Origin of the sequence: Kitasatospora sp. NPDC057500 (genome assembly GCF_042802195.1) — a bacterium.
In the GTDB taxonomy this organism is placed as follows: Bacteria; Actinomycetota; Actinomycetes; order Streptomycetales; family Streptomycetaceae; genus Kitasatospora.
In genome coordinates, this window is sequence record NZ_JBHVER010000404.1 from 1 (window position 1) to 2642 (window position 2642).

A 2642-nucleotide genomic window follows, 5' to 3' on the forward strand; every position below is an offset into this window, starting at 1 on the left:
GGTCGTTCCCCGCCGTCCGGGCGGTCAGGAGGTGGCGCGGGCGAGGAGGGTGGTGATGTGGGACTCGACGGCGGGGGTGAGGGTGGTGAGGGCGTAGGTGGTGGGCCACAGGGGGCCGTCGTCGAGGGTGGCGACGTCGCTGAAGCCGAGGGTGGCGTAGCGGGACTTGAACTTCTGGGCGCTCTGGAAGAAACAGAGGACCTTGCCGTCCTTGGCGTAGGCGGGCATCCCGTACCAGAGCCTGGGGGTCAGGGACGGGGCGGTGGCCCTGATGAGGGTGTGGAGGCGTTCGGCGAGGGCGCGGTCGGCGGGCTCCATCTCGGCGATCTTGGCGAGGACGTCCTGCTCGGCGTCGGCCTTGGCGGTGCGGGGGCTGCGGCGCGCGGCGGCCTTGAGCTCCTTGGCGTGCTCCTTCATGGCCGCGCGCTCGTCCTCGGTGAAGCCGTCGAAGTTCTGCTTGGTCGTCATGGCGGTGCCTTTCGGGGAGTTGGGGAGAGGGGGTGCTTCAGGGGGCGGTCGGGTGGTCGAGCCAGCGGCCGTCGCTCATCAGGTCGCGGCCGGCCAGCTCGTTCGCCTCGCGCCAGGCCTGGACGCGGCGGGGCGTGACCCGGAACCAGTGGTAGGAGGGGGCCGAGGCGCGCGGGTCGAAGCCGGTGCGTTCGGCGAAGCGGTCGCCGCGGTCGCGCGGGAGGGCGTCGAGGGCGAGGACCTCGACCGAGCCGTCGATCAGGTAGACGTCCCGGGTGTGGCCGAGGGCCAGGCGGGCGGTGCCGGTGGCGGCGAGGTTGCGGCCGGTCGGGCTGTCGGCCGGGGTGGCGAGGAGCAGCGCCTCGCCGTCCCAGTCGAAGGAGAGCGGGACGAGGTAGGGCGCGCCGACCGGTGAGGCCGTGGCCACCCAGACGTCGACGTCGACGGCGAGGCGCTGTTCGGCGTCGTGGCGGCGCAGGGCGCGGGGACGCGGTCCGGCCATGGTCTCTCACTCCTGTCGTTGTCGGCGGGCGTGGTCACAGCCTCCCGCGAGCGGGGTGGGCGCCGCATCCGTAGTGACTACGGAACGCCCTACGGAGCCGCCCCGCATAATGGCGCGGTGTCCGGTTCCGTGATCTCGCCCCGTGAAGCCGATGTGCTCGCGCTGCTCGGCGAGCACCTCAGCAATGCCGAGATCGCCGCTCGGCTGTTCATCTCCGTCCGCACGGTCGAGTCCCACACCTCCGCGCTGCTGCGCAAGTTGGAGCTGCCGGACCGGCGGGCGCTCATCCGGCACGCGGCAGGACTCGCCCGTGCCGGGCGCTCGCGGCCCGCGCCCGCCCTGCCGGCGCCGCTGACCGCGTTCGTCGGCCGGGAGCGGGAGCGCGCCGGACTCGCCGGGGCGGTGGCCGCGCACCGGCAGGTGAGCGCGGTCGGACCGGGCGGGGTGGGCAAGACCCGGCTGGCCCTGGCGGTGGCGGCGGACCTGGCCGGCGAGTTCGCCGACGGCGCCTGGTTCGTCGACCTGGCCCCGGTCACGGAGCCGCAGCGGGTCGCCGCGGCGGTTGCCGCCGCGCTGGGCGTCGGCGAGCAGCCCGGGCGCGGTCACGACGAGGCGGTGTCCGCCGCGCTGGCCGACCACCGGGCGCTGCTGGTGCTGGACAACTGCGAGCAGGTGCGGGACGGTGTGGCGCCGTTCCTGGAGCGGCTGCTGACGGACTGTCCGCGGCTGAACGTGCTGGCGACCAGCCGGGCCCGGCTGCTGGTGCCGTTCGAACGGGTCTTCCCGGTGCCGCCGCTGTCCCGGGACGGCGGCGGCACGTCGGAGGCGGTCGCGCTGTTCGTCGAACGGGCGGCGGCCGCCGGCGCGGCCCCCGACCCGGCGCTCCGGGAGCGGATAGCGGCCGTCTGCGAGCGGCTCGACGGCATGGCGCTGGCGATCGAGCTGGCGGCGGCCCGCTGGCCGACGCTCGGCCTGGACGGGCTCACGGCCGGCCTCGACGACCAGCTGCGGATCCTGGCCGGCGGTCCGCGCGCGGGCGACCGGCACCGGTCGGTGCGGGCGGCGCTGGACTGGAGCCACGACCTGCTGGAACCCGCCGACCGGGCGCTGCTGCGCCGGGTGTCGGTGTTCGTCCAGCCGTTCACCGCCGGGGCGGCGGTCACGGTGGCGGGGTCCGGCCCGCTGGATCCCGCGGACGTGGCCGACGGGCTGGGGCGGCTCGCCGAACAGAGCCTGCTCACCGTCGCCCCGGCGGCGGAGGGCACCCGGTACCGGGCGGCGGAGACCATCCGCCAGTACGGGGCCGAGCGGCTCGAACAGGCCGGGGAGACGGCGGAGGTCCGCTCCCGGCACCTCGCCTGGTGCCTGGCCGGCGCGGACGCGCTGGCGCGGGCCGAGGGGCCGGACCTGCGGGCCCGGTTCGACGCGGTGGCCGACGACCTGCGGGCCGCCCTCGGCTGGGCGGCCGGACGGCCGGAGCTGCGGGCGCCGGCGCACCGGCTCGCGCTGGCCCTGGCGGAGGCGGCGTTCGCGCGCAACCTGCTCGGGGAGTCGCAGCAGCGCTACGAGCAGGCGGCCGCGCTGGCCGAGGACGCGGCCGGCGCCGCGACGGCGCTGCGGGAGGCCGCCGGGGTGGCGGGGTGCCGTCGGCTCGGCGACGACCTGTACCGCC

Annotated in this window: 3 protein-coding genes; 1 reads left to right on the forward strand and 2 read right to left on the reverse strand. The window is 76.6% G+C overall.

Annotation, left to right across the window (positions count from 1 at the left end):
• Positions 1 to 24 precede the first annotated feature (24 nt).
• Positions 25 to 468, reverse strand: coding sequence for an iron chaperone (locus tag ACFU74_RS36935; protein WP_380764518.1), 444 nt, complete (start codon positions 466 to 468; stop codon positions 25 to 27).
• Positions 469 to 505: 37 nt separating this feature from the next.
• Positions 506 to 970, reverse strand: coding sequence for a pyridoxamine 5'-phosphate oxidase family protein (locus ACFU74_RS36940; RefSeq protein WP_380764519.1), 465 nt, complete (start codon positions 968 to 970; stop codon positions 506 to 508).
• A gap of 117 nt (positions 971 to 1087) precedes the next feature.
• On the opposite strand from ACFU74_RS36940, the gene ACFU74_RS36945 reads away from it, so the two are divergent.
• The coding region (locus ACFU74_RS36945) for an ATP-binding protein (protein WP_380764520.1) at positions 1088 to 2642 on the forward strand (1555 nt) is incomplete at its 3' end.